Below are 17,780 nucleotides of genomic sequence, written 5' to 3'. Positions count from 1 at the left end.
CGCGCCCCAACGGGAGCAAGCTCCCTCGCCACAAAAGCTGAGTTGACTTGCTCCTTCGCCACATTTGCGTGCAACTCTCTCAAACCATTTTCCCGCATCGCCCGATTTTGGTGCTGTACTGCCCTGAGCAAATCAGTGAAAGCGCCAACGCAGCTGGATGGCATAAGTCTTGCGCCGCTTTCGATAACGCTCAAGGCTCGCAGGAGGCACGCCGTGTCGATCCATGTCGCATTGCATCACGTCACGCATTACCGCTACGACCGCGCTGTCGAGCTCGGTCCGCAGATCGTTCGCCTGCGCCCGGCTGCTCACAGCCGCACGCGAATATTGTCCTATGCGCTGAAAGTCTCGCCCGAGCAGCACTTCATCAATTGGCAGCAGGACCCACAGGGCAATTACCTGGCGCGGCTGGTGTTCCCGGAGAAAACCGATGAGCTGCGGATCGAGGTCGATCTGCTGGCCGAGATGGCGGTGTTCAATCCATTCGACTTCTTCCTCGAGCCCTATGCCGAAAAGATCCCTTTCGCCTACGCCGCGGATGAGCGCAAAGAGCTGGCGCCGTACCTGGAAACCTTGCCCCTGACGCCTAAATTCAAGGCCTATCTGGATGGCATCGATCGCACGCCGCTGCCCAGCGTGGATTTCCTGGTCGCGCTCAACCAGCGCCTGAGCGAAGACATCGGCTACCTGATCCGCATGGAGCCAGGCGTACAGACACCGGAACACACCCTCGAACAGGCTTCCGGTTCCTGCCGCGACTCGGCGTGGTTGCTGGTGCAATTGCTGCGCAACCTCGGCTTGGCGGCGCGATTCGTCTCCGGATACCTGATCCAGTTGACCGCCGACGTCAAAAGTCTCGACGGCCCTTCGGGCACTGATGTGGATTTCACTGACCTGCACGCCTGGTGCGAAGTCTATTTGCCCGGTGCAGGCTGGATCGGCCTGGACGCGACCTCAGGGCTGTTTGCCGGTGAAGGGCACATTCCGTTGGCGTGTAGTCCTGATCCATCCTCTGCGGCACCGATCAGTGGTTTGGTGGAGCCGTGCGAGTGCGAATTCACCCACGAAATGTCGGTCGAGCGGATTTGGGAAGCGCCAAGGGTTACCAAACCCTACACCGAAGACCAATGGCTGGCGATTCAGGCATTGGGCCGGCAGATCGATGCTGATTTGCTCGAAGGTGACGTGCGCCTGACCATGGGCGGCGAGCCGACGTTCGTTTCCATCGATGATCCGGACGGCGCCGAGTGGAACACCGCCGCGCTCGGGCCAGACAAACGTCGGCTGTCAGCCGAACTGTTCCAGCGCATGCGCAAGCATTACGCGCCCAAGGGCCTGGTGCATTTCGGTCAGGGCAAGTGGTACCCCGGCGAGCAGTTGCCGCGCTGGTCGCTGAACTGCTACTGGCGCCGCGATGGCGTGCCGATCTGGCACAACAGCGCGCTGATTGCCGACGAGCGGGAAGATTACGGCGCCGATGGCGAACTGGCCGGGCGTTTCCTGGCGAGTGTCGCCGAACGCTTGAAAATTCCGACACGCTTCGTGTTCCCGGCCTACGAAGACAATTTCTATTACCTCTGGCGCGAAGGCGCTTTACCGCAGAACGTCAGCGCCGAAGACTCACGCCTGGAAGAACCTTTGGAGCGTGCGCGCCTGCGTAAAGTCTTCAGCCAGGGCCTGGACAAGGTCATCGGTCAGGTCCTGCCGCTGGCGCGCACCGCCAAGGGCGATCAATGGCAGAGCGGTCGCTGGTACCTGCGCGAGGAACACTGCCGGTTGGTGCCGGGGGATTCGCCACTGGGTTATCGCTTGCCGCTCGGTTCGCAGCCTTGGGTGAAAGCCGCGGAGTACCCGTTCATTCACCCCACGGACCCGAATCAGGATTTCCCGGCGCTACCGGACACCGACCAGCTACAGCATCACGCTCAACCGAAAACCGCCGACGAACGTGTGCCCGAGATCGACCAGTCCGCCGACTGGCTCACCCGCACCGCGTTCTGCGCCGAAGCGCGCGAAGGCCGGTTGTACCTGTTCATGCCGCCACTGGAACGGGTCGAGGACTATCTGGAACTGGTCGCCGCCATCGAAGCCACCGCCGAGGAGTTGCATTGCCCGGTCCTGTTGGAAGGCTATGAGCCGCCGAGCGATCCGCGCCTGAGCAACTTTCGCATTACTCCGGATCCGGGCGTGATTGAGGTCAACGTACAACCGTCGGCCACATGGGATGAGCTGGTGGAGCGCACCGAATTTCTTTATGAAGAAGCGCGCCAGACGCGACTGACCACCGAGAAGTTCATGATCGACGGTCGGCACACTGGCACCGGCGGCGGTAATCATTTCGTACTGGGTGGCGCGACTCCGGCCGACTCACCGTTTCTGCGCCGGCCCGATCTGTTGCGCAGCCTGATCAGTTATTGGCATAACCACCCATCCTTGTCCTACCTGTTTTCCGGACTGTTCATCGGCCCGACTTCGCAGGCGCCGAGGGTAGATGAAGCGCGCAACGATGCTTTATATGAGCTGGAAATCGCCTTCGCCCAGATGCCGAAGCCGGGCGAGGAATGTCCGCCATGGTTGGTGGATCGCTTGCTGCGCAATTTGCTGATCGACGTCACCGGCAACACCCACCGCGCCGAGTTCTGCATCGACAAACTCTACTCGCCGGATGGCGCCACCGGGCGCCTCGGGTTGCTGGAGTTGCGGGCCTTTGAAATGCCGCCCCATGCGCGCATGAGCCTGGCTCAGCAATTGTTGCTGCGAGCGCTGGTGGCGCGGTTCTGGCGCGAGCCTTATACGCCGCCGAAACTGGCGCGCTGGGGCACGGAGCTGCACGACCGGTTCCTGTTACCGCATTTCATCGAACAGGATTTCGCCGATGTCATCGTCGACCTCAATGCCGCCGGTTATCCCGTGCGGGCCGAATGGTTTGCGGCGCATCTGGAATTTCGTTTTCCCAAGGTCGGCGATTACGCCGTCAGCGGCATCGAACTGGAATTGCGTCAGGCCCTTGAGCCCTGGCATGTGTTGGGCGAGGAGGGTAGCGCGGGCGGTACGGTGCGTTATGTGGATTCATCCCTGGAGCGCTTGCAGGTCAAGCTGACGGGGCTGCCGCCGCAACGTTATCTGCTGACCTGCAACGGCATTCCGGTGCCGTTGCAATCTACCGGTCGGGTCGGGGAGTTCGTCGCCGGTGTACGTTTCCGTGCCTGGCAACCGTACAACTGTCTGCAACCAACTATCCCGGTCCACGCACCGCTGGTGTTCGACTTGCTCGACACCTGGATGGGGCGTTCGCTGGGCGGCTGTCAGTACCACGTCGCCCATCCGGGCGGGCGCAACTACGACAGTCTGCCGGTGAACGCCAATGAGGCCGAGAGCCGGCGGATGGCGCGATTCTTCCGTCTCGGACACACGCCTGGGAAACTTCCTATACCGAATCTGGAAATTAACGACGAGCTGCCGATGACTCTCGATTTGCGACGTTTCTAAACCGTACGCGACGCTCGGATTTTTCGTATATCCGGGCGTCATGAGCCTGCGTTAGTCTGACGGTTCTTTGTTGTCTGCCGAGCTTTCCATGCCTGACCTGCTTGACCGCTACCCGCTGACTGCGGGCACCTATCACGAACTGCTCGACAACAGCGGCGCCGTGCGCCCGCACTGGCGGCGGCTGTTCGATCAATTGCAACGCAGCACGCCAATGCAACTGGTGCAGCGTCAGGCGCTGCTGACCCGGCAGATCCAGGAAAACGGTGTGACCTACAACGTCTACGCCGACCCCAAGGGCGCCGACCGGCCGTGGGAGCTGGATTTGTTGCCTCATGTGATTGCCGCCGATGAGTGGGAGCAGTTAGCGGCAGGGATCGCCCAAAGGGCACGCTTGCTCAATGCGGTGTTGGCGGATCTCTACGGCCCTCAGCGCTTGATCGCCGAAGGCTTGCTGCCGGCTGAGCTGGTGTTCGGTCACAACAACTTCCTCTGGCCCTGCCAGGGTATTGCGCCGCCCGACGGGGCCTTCCTGCATCTGTATGCCGTGGATCTGGCGCGTACGCCTGACGGTCGCTGGTGGGTGACCGCCGACCGGACTCAAGCGCCGTCCGGCGCCGGTTACGCCCTGGAAAACCGCACCATCGTGTCCCGGGCCTTTCCCGAGCTGTACCGCGATTTGAAGGTGAAACACCTGGCCGGGTTCTTCCGCACACTTCAGGAAACCCTCGCCCGTCAGGCGCCGAGCGATGATGAAGCGCCACTGGTGGTTCTGCTGACACCGGGGCGTTTCAACGAAAGTTATTTCGAACACCTGTACCTGGCTCGTCAGCTCGGTTATCCGTTAGTGGAAGGCGGCGATCTGACCGTGCGGGATGCCACGGTCTATCTGAAGACCTTGAGCGGCCTGCGTCGGGTTCACGCGATCATGCGTCGGCTCGACGATGATTTCTGTGACCCGCTGGAGTTGCGCACCGACTCAGCCCTTGGCGTGCCGGGGCTGCTCGAAGCCGTGCGTCAGGGCCGCGTGCTGGTGGCCAACGCCCTCGGCAGCGGCGTGCTGGAATCGCCGGGGTTGCTGGGCTTTCTGCCAAAGATCAATCAATTTCTGTTCGGTGAAGAGCTGATCCTGCCGTCCATCGCGACCTGGTGGTGTGGCGAAGCGCCGGTACTGGCCCAGGCCCTGGAAAAACTGCCGGAGCTGTTGATCAAACCGGCGTTCCCGTCCCAGAGCTTCGCAGCGGTGTTTGGTCGTGATTTGAGTGAAAAACAGCGCCAGGCCCTGGCCGAGCGCATGCAGGCACGGCCTTATGCCTATGTTGCGCAAGAACTGGCGCAACTGTCCCAGGCACCGGTCTGGCAGGCCGAAGGCGGGCAGTTGCAACCGCGAGCCATCGGCATGCGCATGTATGCGGTGGCCAGTCGTGATGGCTATCGAGTGCTGCCCGGTGGCCTGACTCGGGTCGCCGCCGACGCCGATGCCGAAGTGGTGTCGATGCAGCGCGGCGGGGCAAGCAAGGACACCTGGGTATTGGGCGATCGCCCGCCCAGCGGTGAACAATGGAAAGCCCAGCGCAACATCGGCGTTCATGATCTGGTGCGACGCGATCCGTATCTGCCGTCGCGGGTGGTCGAGAACCTGTTCTGGTTCGGCCGTTATTGCGAGCGCTGCGATGACAGTGCGCGGCTGCTGCGGATCATGTTGGCGCGGTATGTCGATGGCGATGACCCGCAAGCCCTGGAGGCGGCAGTCGATCTCGGCGAACGCTTGAATCTGTTGCCGGAGGAGGGCGAGTTGCCGGAGCGACTGCTGGCGGCGCTGCTCGGCGAAGACTGGTCGTTCAGTCTGCGTTCCAACCTGCAGCGCTTGCAGTGGGCGGCCTCGCAAGTGCGCGGCAAGCTCTCGCGGGAAAACTGGCAGGCGCTGGTGGAGTTGCAACGCGAAGCCATGGGGCTGGAAACCGACGAGCCGGATTTCGGCGAGTTACTGGATTTCCTCAACCGGTTGGTGATGTCGCTGGCGGCGCTGTCTGGTTTTGCCCTCGACGACATGACCCGGGACGAAGGCTGGCGTTTCCTGATGATTGGTCGACGAATCGAACGGCTGCAATTTCTCAGCGGCAGTCTGGCAGCGTTTCTGCGGGGGGCCGGCACCTTCGATCAGGCAGGCCTGGAATGGTTACTGGAACTGGGTAATAGCAGCATCACCTATCGCTCGCGGTACCTGGCGGTGGCGCAATTGATCCCGGTGCTTGACCTGTTGTTGCTCGACGAACAGAACCCGCATGCGGTGCTGTTCCAGTTGAAACTGGTGACCCGCACGTTGAAGCGCTTGAACGACGACTTTGGTGCACCCCGCGAAACAGGCCTGCCGCAGTTGGTGGAGCGGCTGGCGCGCTTCGATCTGGGCTGCCTGGAGAATTCGTTGTTCGGCGAAGCCAGTGTTCGCGCCGCCATCGAGGGGCTGGCCGATCTGCTGCAAGAGATCGCCAATGCCAGCGGGCAAGTATCCGATCGCCTGGCCTTGCGCCATTTCGCCCATGTCGATGATGTCAGCCAGCGCACGGTATCCGTCTGATGAATGCCCGTTACCAGATTTTCCACGACACCCATTATCACTACGACAGCCCAGTGTCACTGGCCCAGCAACTGGCGCATCTATGGCCACGGCCCTGTGCCTGGCAGCGCTGTACCGAACAACTGTTGCAGATCAGCCCCGAGCCGACTTCGCGCCGGGATGAGCTGGATGTGTTCGGCAATCCGCTGACTCGGCTGGCGTTCGAACGGCCCCACGATGAATTGCTGGTCAATGCCCGGCTCACCGTCGAAGTGCTGGCCCGGCCACCGCTGGACTTCACTCAATCGCTGGCCTGGGAAAATACCCGTAACGCGCTGACCTATAGCAGTCAGCCGCTATCTCCCGATTTGCTGGAGGCTTGCCGTTATCGGTTCGAATCACCCTACGTGCATTTGAAGCGCAGCTTCGTCGAGTTTTCCGAAAGTTGTTTTCCTCCGGGCAGGCCACTGCTGCTGGGTGTCCAGGCATTGATGGAGAAGATCTTCAACGAGTTCACCTTCGATGCCGAAGCGACCCAAGTGGCAACGCCACTGGTGGAAGTGCTGGAGAAGCGGCGCGGGGTATGCCAGGACTTTGCCCACCTGATGCTCGCCTGTGTGCGCTCCCGTGGGTTAGCGGCGCGGTACATCAGCGGCTACCTGCTGACCCAGCCACCACCGGGCCAGCCACGGTTGATCGGCGCCGATGCGTCGCATGCCTGGGTCTCGGTGTTTTGCCCGGTGCTGGGTTGGGTCGATTTCGACCCGACCAACAACGTGCAACCGGCGCTGGAACACATCACCCTGGCCTGGGGCCGGGATTTTTCCGATGTCTCGCCGTTGCGCGGGGTGATCCTGGGGGGCGGCAGCCATGATCCCGAGGTTCGGGTGACAGTGATGCCATTGGAGTAACGCAGCTCCCAGAGGCAATGTGCAATTTTTTTGGAGAGGTAATTTCAGATTGGCCTGTGAGGGTCAGCAACATCGCTGCTGACCCTGGACACAGATCCGGTGGGCCTGATCAGATCATCGGGCCCTGAGGGTCTCAGGCGTCGGGCGCCTGATCTTTCGGTGCTTCAGTTTCGTCTGTAGCTACTTCGCTTTCGGTATCCGGGTTCAGTGCTGCTGCGTCTTCTTCAGCTGTGGCTTTCTTGCGCTGAAGCTTTTCCTCTTTCTTCTGCTCCTTGGCCAAGTCTCTCTGACGTTTGGCGAAGGAATAATTGGGTTTGGCCATGGGCGATCCTCTGGGGTCGAAGGTGAGGTTGAGCGGCGCATATTCTGCCCTGTATCGGCACCGAGCCGTTAGCTGGGTTTTTGCTCGGTCCATTTTGGCGGTACCGAGGGTTGCCAGGCGTCCAGCGCATCGAGCAGGGTTTGCGGCGATTCGCTCATTTGCAGCATGTCACGGTGCGCTTCGCGAACGAAGCCTTCGCCGACGATATGATCGAGAAAAGACGTCAACTTGCTGTAGAAACCGTTCACTTCCAGCAAACCCAGCGGTTTGCCGTGATAGCCGAGCTGGCCCCAGGTCCAGACTTCGAACAGCTCTTCCAGTGTACCCAGGCCGCCGGGCAGAGCGATGAAGGCATCGCTGAGCTCGGCCATTCGCGCCTTGCGCGCATGCATGCCGTCGACCACTTCCAGGCGAGTCAGGCCGCTGTGGCCGATTTCCTTGTCCTTGAGACTCTGCGGGATGATCCCGATCACTTCACCACCGGCCGCCAGCGCGGCGTCGGCCACAATCCCCATCAGCCCGACGGCGCCGCCGCCATAGACCAGGGTCAGCTTGCGTTCGGCCAGCGCGCGCCCCAGGGCGACAGCCGCTTCACGATAAACCGGGTTAGTGCCGGTGCTGGCACCGCAAAATACACAAACGGACGCTAAAGACATGCCTTACTCCATGATCATCAGGGCCACAGAGTAAAGGCAGGCTTGTTTCGTTCCAAGGACTAAACTTCGCGTTCAGGGGGTTCGTACGTACCGCTGGCGCCACAGGCATAGGCGGCAAGCAAACTGCTCAACAAGCTGTTGAAAGACATAACAGACGCTCCAGATGAAAGATGACGGCCCTGATGATAGGGCCGTGCCAGACGTGTGGCTGGTAGATTGTTTCGATGAGTGTCATAGCCCGAAAGTTGTATACAATTTTTGATTCAGGTCATAGGAACTTGCGAAGATTTCAGGCAGTCTTCTGTCCATTAGCACTTTTGTTAACCCTGCCTTGGAGATTCACCATGTTTGCCAAACTTGTTGCGGTATCCCTGCTGACGCTGGCCAGCAGTCAATTGATGGCTGCCGAGTGCAAGACGACCATCGACTCCACCGATCAGATGTCCTTCAACACCAAGGCCATTGAAATCGATAAAAGCTGCAAGACCTTCACCGTTGAACTGACCCACTCCGGCAGCCTGCCGAAAAACGTCATGGGCCATAACTGGGTGCTGAGCAAAGAGGCGGACATGCAGCCGATCGCCACCGACGGTCTGTCGGCTGGTATCGACAAAAATTACCTGAAAGACGGTGATACCCGCGTTATCGCTCACACCAAAGTCATCGGTGCTGGTGAAAAGGATTCCGTGACGTTCGACGTATCGAAACTCGCTGCCGGTGAAAAGTATGGGTTCTTCTGCTCGTTCCCGGGCCACATCTCGATGATGAAAGGCACTGTTACCCTGAAGTAATTAATTGCATTCATAAAAAAAGCGTCCTGCGAGGGACGCTTTTTTGTGCCTGACGATAGACCGAGTCATCGTTCTTCGCGTCGGTACAGACGCCGACGTCCTTATGGCGCGAACGGCATCACCCGCTTGTGATGAGTCTTTTTATACGTGTCGCAGATGATCTTGAACGCTTCCTCACGCACCGGTTCGCCGTGCAGGAAGGCGTCGATTTCGGCATAAGTCACGCCGTGGGATGCTTCGTCCGGTTTGCCCGGCGACAGGTCTTCAAGGTCGGCGGTCGGGATTTTTTCCACCAGCGACTCCGGCGCGCCGAAGCTGCGGGCAATGGCCCGAACCTGATTTTTCACCAGGCCGCTCAGCGGTGCTAGGTCGCAGGCGCCGTCGCCGAACTTGGTGAAGAAACCCATCACCGCTTCTGCCGCGTGGTCGGTGCCGATCACCAGGCCATGAGCCGCGCCAGCGATGGTGTATTGCGCGACCATGCGCATCCGCGCCTTGGTATTGCCCAATACGAAATCCACCGAGACCGCATGTTTGCCTTCGAAGGCCGCCACTTCGCTGGCCAGGGATTTGACCGCCGGGCCGATGTTCACGGTATGGCGCTCATCCGGGGCGATGAAATCCACCGAAGCCTGGGCGTCATGCTCATCGAACTGCGTTTGGTATGGCAGGCGCACGGCGATGAATTTGTAGCTGTTGTCACCGGTGCGTTCGCGCAGTTCACGCATGGCACGTTGGGCCAGCAGGCCGGCGGTCAGGGAATCGACGCCGCCGCTGATGCCGAGTACCAGGGTCTTGAGCCCGGAATCGACCAGGCAATCCTGGATGAAGGTAATCCGCCGGGCGACTTCGGCCTCGAGGGCGGCCTGGTCGGCGAACGGCGGCTGGACCTTGAGCTGTTCAGCAATCTCACGCTGTTCGGCTTGCATGAATTCACTCCTTGCTTGATGTACTTGAAAGGGTGGCAGGTACTTGGAAAACGTGTCGCAGATAGGCGACGAAATTCGGGTCTTTGCAGTGAGTCTTGCCAGGCTCATCGGAAATCTTGGCCACCGGCTGGCCGTTGCAGGCCGTCATTTTAAGCACGATGCTCATCGGTTCGACACCGGCAATATCGCAGGTCAGGTTAGTGCCAATACCGAAGCTCACATTGATCCGACCGCGCAACGCCCGAAAAATCTCCAGGGACTTGGGTAACGTCAGGCTGTCGGAGAACACCAGGGTCTTGCTCATCGGATCGATGCCCAGGTTGTGGTAGCGGGCGATGGCTTTTTCCGCCCAGAGCACCGGATCACCAGAGTCGTGGCGCAAGCCGTCGAAGAGCTTGGCGAAATAGAGGTCGAAATCGCTGAGGAAGGCATCGGTAGTGATGCAATCGGTCAGGGCGATCCCCAGCAAACCCCGATACTCGCGGACCCAGCAATCGAGGGCGGCAATCTGGCTGTCGATCAGTCGCGGGCCCAGTTGCTGGTGGGCCATGATCCATTCGTGGGCCATGGTACCCAGTGGCTTCATGTCCAGCTCCCGGGCCAGGTGCACGTTGCTGGTGCCGACGAAGCGACCGGGGAAGTCATGCTTGAGTACGTTCACCACTTCTTCCTGTACCCGGTACGAGAAGCGACGGCGAGTGCCGAAATCGGCCACCTGCAGTTCCGACAATTCATCGCTGCTGGCGTTGGCGCTCAGCCAGTCGAACTTGCGATAGAGCTGCTCGCGGGCCTGCTCCAGAACGATTTCCTGGTAGCGATAGCGGTTGCGCACTTCGCTGACAATGGCCAGCAGCGGCACCTCGAACAGAATCACATGCAGCCACGGCCCGCGCAGGCGAATGAATAACTCGCCGTTTTCAATGCCGGTGTGGATGTAGCGCAAGTTGAAGCGGAACAGCCCGAGAAAGCGCAGGAAATCCGGTTTCAGGAAACTGATGCGTTCCAGGAAGCTCAACTGATCGGCACTCAGACTCAACTCGGCCAGGCGCTCGATCTGGAAACGGATCTCCGCCAGGTACGGGCGCAGATCTTCACTGTTACGGCAACGAAACTCCCATTCGACGTCCACGTTAGGGTAGTTGTGCAGCACCGCCTGCATCATCGTCAGTTTGTAGAAGTCGGTGTCGAGCAGGTTCTGCACGATGCGATCGGCAAACACACTCTCGCTCATAACGGGGGTCTCCAGGCTGGCCGCGGCCCGTGGCAGCGACCTTGCAGCTGTTTCAATGAATGGGGCTAGTGGCGCATATCAGCGGTGAGGATTGCCAGCGATTTTTTAGACGCTAGAGATATCTGTGGCGAGGGAGCTTGCTCCCGCTGGGGGGCGAAGCGCCCCCGATGAAAGCCGATGAGTTCTATCTGGAAGAATGCATTGACCGTTTTGCGGCTGCTGCGCAGCCGAGCGGGAGCAAGCTCCCTCGCCACAAAAAATGGGCTTGACCATAGATTTTTGTGAATCCTCACATCTATTGCGCATCCGGACTATCAATCTGCTCCAGCATCCACTTCACAAAATCCCGCACCTTGGGCACTTCCGCCGAATGCTCCGGGTACGCCAGGTAATAGGCGTCAGTACTTGGCATCGCATGCTGCCAGGGAATGACCAGTTTGCCGTCGGCCAATTCCTCTTCCACCAGAAACCGCGGTAACAGCGCCACGCCGCAGCCGACCTGCGCGGCGCGGATGCACATGTAGAAGGTTTCGAAGCGCGGGCCGTGGTAGCTGTGTTCGGTGTGGTAGCCCTGACTGTCGAACCAGTCGTGCCACGCCTGGGGTCGGGAGGCGTTTTGCAGCAGGACCAGGTCGGTGAGCTGCGTCGGATCGGTGAATGGCGTGTCCGGCAGGCTGCCCGGTGCGCAGACCGGCACCAGTTCCTCGCCGAACAGCTTCAGGCATTCGGTGCCTGGCCGGGAGCCCTGGCCGAAGTAGAACGCCAGGTCGCTGCGACCTTGCAGCAGGTCGTCGGCTTCCTGTTCGCTGCACAGGTCCAGATGGATCGTGGGATGGCGCAGGCGCCAGCCTTTCAAGCGTGGCACCAGCCAGCGTGCACCGAAGGTCGGAGGCGTCGAGACGCGCAAGACTTCGGTGTCACCGCCGTAGGAGCGCAGGTAATGAGTCGACATTTCGACCTGTGTGAGGATTTTTCTTACCTCCACCAGGTACAAATCACCCGCCGGGGTCATTTGCAGGCGTCGGCGCACCCGGCGGAACAGCAGGTGCTGCAACAGTTCTTCGAGTTGTGCGACCTGTTTGCTCACGGCGCTCTGCGTCAGGTTCAGCTCTTCGGCGGCACGGGTGAAGCTCAAATGCCGGGTCACGGCCTCGAAACACTGCAGCGCAGTGATCGATGGCAAGTAGCGTTTATTCAGCATTGGTTGTCCTTTCTTGTTTCTCGATGCTCTTTTTTACCGGCAGATTCGCAGCATGAATAAACGGAATGATATCTCTCTTAAAGGTCGTTTGTTGGCTAACCTCCAGAGCGCTAAAACTACAGGCCTGCCCAGTCGTGATTTTGCGGCTGCACACATTCTGTTTTTTGCTTGAGGAGTGACCCATGGTAGCCGCATTGCTTGATCGTCTTGGTGTGAACCCGGCCCTGTACCAGAATGGCAAAGTGCCGGTGCACTCGCCGATCGACGGCAGTCGTATCGCTGCTGTGAACTGGGAAGGCGCTGCTGAAGTCGAGCAGCACATCAGTCGCGCAGATCATGCGTTCGAACTGTGGCGCAAGGTTCCGGCGCCGCGTCGTGGCGAACTGGTGCGTCAATTGGGCGACATCCTGCGCGAATACAAGGCCGATCTCGGTGAGTTGGTGTCCTGGGAAGCTGGCAAGATCACTCAGGAAGGTTTGGGTGAAGTTCAGGAAATGATCGACATCTGCGACTTCGCCGTCGGTCTGTCCCGTCAGTTGTACGGTTTGACCATCGCTTCCGAGCGTCCTGGCCACCACATGCGTGAAACCTGGCACCCGCTGGGCGTCGTTGGCGTGATCAGCGCGTTCAACTTCCCGGTCGCCGTCTGGGCCTGGAACGCGACGCTGGCGCTGGTCTGTGGTAACCCGGTGATCTGGAAACCGTCGGAGAAAACCCCGCTGACCGCGCTGGCCTGCCAGGCACTGTTCGACCGCGTACTGAAGAATTTCAGCGACGCACCGCCGCACCTCAGCCAAGTGATCATCGGTGGTCGCGATGCTGGCGAAGCCTTGGTCGATGACCCGCGTGTCGCGCTGGTCAGCGCCACCGGCAGCACCCGCATGGGCCGTGAAGTGGCGCCGAAAATCGCGGCCCGTTTCGCTCGCAGCATTCTGGAGCTGGGCGGCAACAACGCGATGATCCTCGGCCCGAGCGCCGATCTGGACATGGCCGTACGGGCGATTCTGTTCAGCGCCGTCGGCACCGCCGGTCAGCGTTGCACCACCTTGCGTCGCCTGATCGCCCACGAGTCGGTGAAAGAAGAAATCGTTACCCGCCTCAAAGCCGCTTATTCCAAGGTGCGCATCGGCCATCCACTGGAAGGCAACCTGGTCGGGCCGCTGATCGACAAACACAGCTTCGACAACATGCAGGACGCGCTGGAGCAAGCCTTGAGCGAAGGCGGCCGGGTGTTTGGCGGTCAGCGTCAGCTGGAAGATAAATTCCCCAACGCGTACTACGTTTCACCGGCCATCGTCGAAATGCCGGAGCAGAGCGATGTGGTGTGCAGCGAAACCTTCGCGCCGATTCTGTACGTGATCGGTTACAACGACTTCGATGAGGCATTGCGCCTGAATAACGCTGTGCCACAAGGCCTGTCGTCGTGCATCTTCACCACCGACGTGCGTGAAGCCGAGCAGTTCATGTCGGCGGTGGGCAGCGATTGCGGGATCGCCAACGTCAACATCGGCCCGAGCGGGGCGGAGATCGGGGGTGCGTTTGGCGGCGAAAAAGAGACCGGTGGTGGTCGTGAGTCCGGTTCGGATGCATGGCGCGGGTACATGCGTCGCCAGACCAATACCGTGAACTATTCGCTGGAGTTGCCGTTGGCTCAGGGGATTACGTTCGACTGATGGTCTCCTTTGAACCCATGAAGAACACTGTGTGAGCGGGCTGCCCGCGATAACAATCTCTCAGTCACTCAGATGTTGAATGTGCTGACGCTATCGCGGGCAAGCCCGCTCCCACAGGGAAATGGTGTGTTGGTTAGGTTTCGGATTGGAGTCTGGCAATGCCGTTACGCGAAGAGTGTCTGTGGGAAAAACTGACGCCGCAAAGGCCCGACAATGTGGCGCTCAAGGGCGAGGTGACGGTGGATGTCTGCGTCATCGGTGCCGGTTTCACCGGTTTGTCGGCGGCGGTGCATTTGCTGGAACAGGGTAAAAGTGTTTGTGTGCTGGAAGCGCATCGCGCCGGGCATGGCGGTTCGGGTCGCAATGTCGGGCTGGTCAATGCCGGGATGTGGATTCCACCGGATGAAATCGAAGCCGGTTTCGGCGAGGCGGTCGGCAGTCAGCTCAACCGCATGCTGGGTGCGGCACCATCACTGGTGTTCAGCCTGGTCGACAAATACAACATTGATTGCCAGTTACGCCGCGAAGGCACGCTGCACATGGCGCACAACGCCCGTGGCGAAGCCGATTTGCGCAGTCGCGAAGAACAATGGAAACGTCGTGGGGCGCCGGTCGAGCTATTGACCGGTCAGGCCTGCGAACAAGCGACCGGAACCAAAAAGATCGCCGCCGCATTGCTCGATCGACGTGCCGGCACGATCAACCCGATGGCCTACACCACGGGGTTGGCCAAGGCAGCCATTAGTCTTGGCGGTCAGCTGTTCGATCATTCCCCGGTGACCCGACTTGAACGTCAGGGCCAACGCTGGTCGGTGCAGACCGCCCAGGGTTCGGTGCTGGCCGAACAGGTAGTGATTGCGTCCAACGCCTACACCGAAGGCGACTGGACGGAACTGCGGCGCAACTTCTTCCCCGGTTATTACTATCAAGTGGCCTCGGTGCCGCTGACCGAAGACGCCGCGCAGCAGATTCTGCCCGGTGGCCAGGGTTCCTGGGACACCCGGCAGGTACTCAGCAGCATTCGTCGCGATGCCGAAGGGCGTTTGTTACTCGGCAGTCTCGGTAATGGCAACCAGAAACCGACCTGGTTCCTCAAAGCCTGGGCCGACCGGGTTCAGCAGCATTACTTCCCATACCTTAAACCGGTGGAATGGGAGTGCACCTGGACCGGTTGCATCGCCTTCACCCCAGATCATTTGATGCGCTTGTTCGAGCCGGCGCCGGGTCTGGTGGCCGTCACCGGTTACAACGGTCGAGGCGTGACCACCGGCACAGTGGTCGGCAAAGCCTTCGCCGACTATTTGTGTAACGGAAATCCTCAAGCCCTGCCGATTCCTTTCGCCCCCATGCAGCCATTGGCGGGTGTGGGGCTGCGAAGCTGCCTGTATGAGGCCGGTTTTTCGCTGTATCACGCGGGCCAGTGCCTGCGGATCGTGATCTGATTGTTGAAATATGTTGCTGGAAGCAGCGCTTTTCAGCGAAGCGGCTAGCCTGTAATGGTGCGGGTTGTAGCAGTTGCGCACCAGCAGTGTGCAGTTCGGTGACGCAGTCTGTTACAGGCAGGTTGCACGTCGTTTAGTGCTGTGGTTGCAATGATGGCGCGTGCGGGTTGCGCCTTTAAAGATAAATGGTTTCACCTCCCGCGGTTTAGACGGTTGCACACCCAATGAAAATGGGATCGAAACAGTCGAAATAACAACAAAGCAGCGACTTTTTTCAGAATAAAAAACCGATGGCACGGCCCTTGCTCTGAGCATTCAGTGAAGTCGCAGTGCCAACTAAAAAAAACCTTGGAGCACCACCTCATGTCCCAGACGTTTTACAAGAAAGGCTTTCTGGCCCTCGCAGTGGCAGCTGCGTTGGGTGTTTCTGCGTTTGCACAGGCTGATGTGAAAATCGGTGTGGCGGGTCCGATGACAGGCGCCAACGCGGCATTTGGCGAGCAGTACATGAAGGGTGCACAGGCAGCCGCTGATGCGGTCAACGCAGCTGGCGGTGTCAACGGGGAGAAAATCGTACTGGTCAAGGGCGATGACGCCTGCGAACCGAAGCAGGCTGTGACGGTCGCCAAGGACCTGACTGAAAAGAAAGTCGTTGGTGTGGTAGGTCACTTCTGCTCCTCGTCGACCATCCCTGCCTCCGAGATCTACGACGAAGCTGGCATCATCACGATCACCCCAGGTTCCACCAACCCCAAGGTGACCGAGCGCGGTCTGAGTGCCATGTTCCGCATGTGCGGGCGTGACGACCAGCAAGGTATCGTGGCTGGCGACTATGTCGTCGACGTGCTCAAGGGCAAGAAAGTCGCCGTGCTGCACGACAAAGACACCTATGGCCAAGGCTTGGCAGATGCCACCAAGGCTCAACTGATCAAGCGCGGCGTAACGCCAGTGCTGTATGAAGGCTTGACTCGCGGCGAGAAAGACTTCAGCGCCGTCGTCACCAAGATCCGTGCGGCCGGTGCCGACGTGGTCTACTTCGGCGGCTTGCACCCGGAAGCCGGTCCACTGGTTCGGCAACTGCGTGAACAGGGCCTCAAAGACGTCAAGTTCATGTCCGATGACGGCATCGTGACTGACGAACTGGTGACCACCGCCGGTGGCCCACAGAACGTTGATGGCGTACTGATGACCTTCGGCGCCGACCCACGTCTGCTGCCAGACAGCAAGACCGTGGTAGACGCCTTCCGCAAGGCCGGCACCGAACCTGAAGGCTACACCCTGTACGCCTACGCTTCGGTCCAGACCCTGGCCGCAGCGTTCAATGGCGCCAAATCCAACAAGGGCGAAGACGCTGCAAAATGGCTGAAAGCCAACCCGGTCAAGACTGTCATGGGCGAGAAGACCTGGGACAGCAAGGGCGACCTGAAAGTCTCCGACTACGTGGTTTACCAGTGGGACAAGGACGGCAAATACCACCAACTGGAAAAACAGAAGTGATATGACCTGACTGCCCGGTGCCTTGTGCGCCGGGCAATCAAAGAACATGTCCGTGCAGTACCTGTCTTTTCTCGTAGAGCTGCACACAACCGTGTTGCGCCGGTGGCTGAACCCCGGTCCGTCGCACCCGGCTTCTGTGCAGTCTCTCAAATGCGTGAGATTGCGTTATGGATGGTATTTTCCTGCAGCAACTGGTCAACGGCCTGACCCTCGGGTCGGTCTATGGCCTGATCGCCATCGGCTACACAATGGTCTATGGCATCATCGGCATGATCAACTTCGCCCATGGCGAGGTTTACATGATCTCTGCTTACCTCGCGGCGATCAGTCTGGCTCTGCTGGCATACTTCGGTATTGAATCCTTCCCTCTGCTGATGCTTGGCACACTGGTCTTCACCATTGTCGTCACGGCGGTGTATGGCTGGGTCATCGAGCGCGTCGCCTACAAACCGCTACGCAACTCCACCCGACTGGCACCGTTGATCAGCGCCATCGGTATTTCGCTGATCCTGCAAAACTATGCACAGATCGCCCAAGGCGCCCGTCAACAAGGGGTTCCTACACTGCTGACCGGTGCATGGCGAGTTGAAGTCGGGACCGGCTTCGTCCAGCTTACCTACACCAAGATCTTCATTCTGGTTGCCGCGTTCGTCGGGATGGGCCTGCTGACCTATGTCATCAAGTACACCAAGCTCGGCCGCATGTGCCGCGCCACCCAGCAAGACCGCAAGATGGCCTCGATCCTCGGGATCAACACCGACCGGGTGATTTCCTACGTGTTCATCATCGGTGCAGCGATGGCGGCCCTGGCCGGCGTGCTGATCACCATGAACTACGGCACATTCGACTTCTACGCCGGCTTCGTCATCGGGATCAAAGCGTTCACCGCAGCGGTACTCGGCGGCATCGGCTCGCTGCCTGGCGCCATGCTCGGCGGGATCATTCTCGGGATCTCCGAGTCACTGTTCTCGGGTCTGGTGAACTCGGATTACAAAGACGTTTTCAGCTTCTCGCTGCTCGTTCTCGTTCTGGTCTTTCGGCCCCAAGGCCTGCTCGGCCGTCCTCTTGTGTCGAAGGTGTAAGC

The 17,780-nt window shown here is 59.8% G+C and carries 13 protein-coding genes; 8 read left to right on the top strand and 5 right to left on the bottom strand.

The genetic code is table 11. The features are described from left to right. The first annotated feature begins 213 nt into the window (after positions 1-213). The 3 genes from ACZ9BB_RS21260 to ACZ9BB_RS21250 all read left to right on the top strand — a co-directional run bounded on the left by ACZ9BB_RS21260 (position 214) and on the right by ACZ9BB_RS21250 (position 6,954). Positions 214-3,489, top strand: a complete 3,276-nt coding sequence (locus ACZ9BB_RS21260) for a transglutaminase family protein (RefSeq protein ID WP_476215961.1) — start codon at positions 214-216, stop codon at positions 3,487-3,489. An 88-nt stretch (positions 3,490-3,577) separates the two neighbouring features. Further along, positions 3,578-6,064 carry a circularly permuted type 2 ATP-grasp protein gene (locus ACZ9BB_RS21255; protein ID WP_476215960.1) on the top strand — a complete coding sequence of 829 codons (2,487 nt, stop codon included), beginning with the start codon at positions 3,578-3,580 and terminating at the stop codon, positions 6,062-6,064. Then, on the top strand, positions 6,064-6,954 hold the full coding sequence (locus ACZ9BB_RS21250) for a transglutaminase family protein (protein ID WP_476215958.1): 891 nt from the start codon (positions 6,064-6,066) through the stop codon (positions 6,952-6,954). Before ACZ9BB_RS21255 ends, ACZ9BB_RS21250 begins: the two co-directional genes overlap by 1 nt. Positions 6,955-7,087: 133 nt before the next feature. Here ACZ9BB_RS21250 and ACZ9BB_RS21245 read toward each other — a convergent pair whose 3' ends face one another. Continuing rightward, positions 7,088-7,276, bottom strand: coding sequence for a hypothetical protein (locus tag ACZ9BB_RS21245; protein ID WP_476215956.1), 189 nt, complete (start codon positions 7,274-7,276; stop codon positions 7,088-7,090). Between the two features lie 68 nt (positions 7,277-7,344). Then, positions 7,345-7,932 (bottom strand): LOG family protein, encoded by a 588-nt coding sequence (locus ACZ9BB_RS21240; protein ID WP_192345950.1) that lies wholly within the window; start codon positions 7,930-7,932, stop codon positions 7,345-7,347. A 344-nt stretch (positions 7,933-8,276) separates the two neighbouring features. Here ACZ9BB_RS21240 and azu point away from each other — a divergent pair, with 344 nt between their 5' ends. After that, complete coding sequence (azu, locus tag ACZ9BB_RS21235) at positions 8,277-8,723, top strand: azurin (RefSeq protein ID WP_476215954.1); 447 nt, start codon at positions 8,277-8,279, stop codon at positions 8,721-8,723. A 101-nt stretch (positions 8,724-8,824) separates the two neighbouring features. Here azu and nadE read toward each other — a convergent pair whose 3' ends face one another. The 3 genes from nadE to ACZ9BB_RS21220 form a co-directional block, all read right to left on the bottom strand. After that, positions 8,825-9,652: an ammonia-dependent NAD(+) synthetase gene (gene nadE / locus ACZ9BB_RS21230; RefSeq protein ID WP_476215953.1), complete on the bottom strand. Its 828-nt coding sequence runs from the start codon at positions 9,650-9,652 to the stop codon at positions 8,825-8,827. Between the two features lie 4 nt (positions 9,653-9,656). Then, positions 9,657-10,883 carry a nicotinate phosphoribosyltransferase gene (pncB, locus tag ACZ9BB_RS21225; RefSeq protein ID WP_476215952.1) on the bottom strand — a complete coding sequence of 409 codons (1,227 nt, stop codon included), beginning with the start codon at positions 10,881-10,883 and terminating at the stop codon, positions 9,657-9,659. 295 nt (positions 10,884-11,178) lie between these two features. Further along, the gene (locus ACZ9BB_RS21220; protein WP_476215950.1) at positions 11,179-12,084 is read right to left on the bottom strand and encodes a LysR family transcriptional regulator; all 906 of its coding nucleotides are present in this window, start codon (positions 12,082-12,084) and stop codon (positions 11,179-11,181) included. A gap of 182 nt (positions 12,085-12,266) precedes the next feature. Here ACZ9BB_RS21220 and amaB point away from each other — a divergent pair, with 182 nt between their 5' ends. The 4 genes from amaB to ACZ9BB_RS21200 all read left to right on the top strand — a co-directional run bounded on the left by amaB (position 12,267) and on the right by ACZ9BB_RS21200 (position 17,778). Continuing rightward, on the top strand, positions 12,267-13,757 hold the full coding sequence (amaB, locus tag ACZ9BB_RS21215; RefSeq protein ID WP_476215949.1) for an L-piperidine-6-carboxylate dehydrogenase: 1,491 nt from the start codon (positions 12,267-12,269) through the stop codon (positions 13,755-13,757). A 158-nt stretch (positions 13,758-13,915) separates the two neighbouring features. Beyond that, the gene (amaA, locus tag ACZ9BB_RS21210; RefSeq protein ID WP_476215948.1) at positions 13,916-15,199 is read left to right on the top strand and encodes an L-pipecolate oxidase; all 1,284 of its coding nucleotides are present in this window, start codon (positions 13,916-13,918) and stop codon (positions 15,197-15,199) included. 363 nt (positions 15,200-15,562) lie between these two features. Next, positions 15,563-16,696: a branched-chain amino acid ABC transporter substrate-binding protein gene (locus ACZ9BB_RS21205; RefSeq protein ID WP_476215946.1), complete on the top strand. Its 1,134-nt coding sequence runs from the start codon at positions 15,563-15,565 to the stop codon at positions 16,694-16,696. Positions 16,697-16,863: 167 nt separating this feature from the next. Then, a complete protein-coding gene (locus tag ACZ9BB_RS21200; protein WP_027921961.1) occupies positions 16,864-17,778 on the top strand; it encodes an ABC transporter permease subunit in 915 nt (304 codons plus the stop codon). Positions 17,779-17,780: the final 2 nt, after the last annotated feature.

Source organism: Pseudomonas sp. TE3552 (assembly GCF_056278945.1).
This window is presented reverse-complemented; position numbering and strand designations above follow the sequence as displayed.

Bases quoted from the DNA above. Each gene is read 5' to 3' on its own strand.
- ACZ9BB_RS21255 (WP_476215960.1), top strand. From the start codon at position 3,578: ATGCCTGACCTGCTTGACCGCTACCCGCTGACTGCGGGCACCTATCAC.
- ACZ9BB_RS21250 (WP_476215958.1), top strand. From the start codon at position 6,064: ATGAATGCCCGTTACCAGATTTTCCACGACACCCATTATCACTACGAC.
- ACZ9BB_RS21245 (WP_476215956.1), bottom strand. From the start codon at position 7,276: ATGGCCAAACCCAATTATTCCTTCGCCAAACGTCAGAGAGACTTGGCC.
- ACZ9BB_RS21240 (WP_192345950.1), bottom strand. From the start codon at position 7,932: ATGTCTTTAGCGTCCGTTTGTGTATTTTGCGGTGCCAGCACCGGCACT.
- azu (WP_476215954.1), top strand. From the start codon at position 8,277: ATGTTTGCCAAACTTGTTGCGGTATCCCTGCTGACGCTGGCCAGCAGT.
- nadE (WP_476215953.1), bottom strand. From the start codon at position 9,652: ATGCAAGCCGAACAGCGTGAGATTGCTGAACAGCTCAAGGTCCAGCCG.
- pncB (WP_476215952.1), bottom strand. From the start codon at position 10,883: ATGAGCGAGAGTGTGTTTGCCGATCGCATCGTGCAGAACCTGCTCGAC.
- ACZ9BB_RS21220 (WP_476215950.1), bottom strand. From the start codon at position 12,084: ATGCTGAATAAACGCTACTTGCCATCGATCACTGCGCTGCAGTGTTTC.
- amaB (WP_476215949.1), top strand. From the start codon at position 12,267: ATGGTAGCCGCATTGCTTGATCGTCTTGGTGTGAACCCGGCCCTGTAC.
- amaA (WP_476215948.1), top strand. From the start codon at position 13,916: ATGCCGTTACGCGAAGAGTGTCTGTGGGAAAAACTGACGCCGCAAAGG.
- ACZ9BB_RS21205 (WP_476215946.1), top strand. From the start codon at position 15,563: ATGTCCCAGACGTTTTACAAGAAAGGCTTTCTGGCCCTCGCAGTGGCA.
- ACZ9BB_RS21200 (WP_027921961.1), top strand. From the start codon at position 16,864: ATGGATGGTATTTTCCTGCAGCAACTGGTCAACGGCCTGACCCTCGGG.